Annotated in this window: 1 pseudogene; it reads left to right on the top strand. The window is 44.3% G+C overall.

From position 1 onward, the window contains the following. Positions 1 to 136: 136 nt before the first annotated feature. Positions 137 to 607: pseudogene (locus tag R7E78_RS28200) on the top strand (diguanylate cyclase); the annotation flags it as partial.

The raw sequence follows: 607 nt of genomic DNA, 5'->3' as shown, positions 1-607 counted from the left end.
TGGAGAACGAGCGTTAAAGCCTTAACAAGCCTCATATCTGACCGAAAAGCCACTGTATTACAGTGGCTTTTTGTTTAGATGCTGCCAAATAATGATATAATTGTCGTTTTAGTAGGCATCATAGGCTGTAGGACGCGTGAAAGTAAAAAAGCTGGTCGGCACATTATTGGCGACAGCACTATTCTTTAGTGCCCTCACCGCCACCTACTACTACCAGAAATACCAAGCCCTCTTAGCGAATAATGTTGAAAACACCGCCAAAGAAGCCTTACACCAACTGGCTTACACTGGGCGCGAATACAACAATATTCAAGATCAGATAGAAACCATCAGCGACCTACTTGGTCACAGTCAAAGCCTTTACGATTACTTACGTGAACCCAGTAAAGCCAATCTGACCATCTTAGAGAACATGTGGAGCTCGGTTGCTCGCAACCAAAAACTGTACAAGCAGATCCGTTTTCTCGATACCTCTGGCACCGAAAAAGTTCGCATTAAATACGATTTCAAAACCGGCATCGCTGGCCCATCATTGATCCTTCGAGATAAATCTGCGCGAGAGTATTTTAAGTACGCGCAGAGTTTGGAGAACGAGCAAATCTCAGCT

Source organism: Vibrio sp. YT-19(2023) (assembly GCF_033337395.1).
This window is presented reverse-complemented; position numbering and strand designations above follow the sequence as displayed.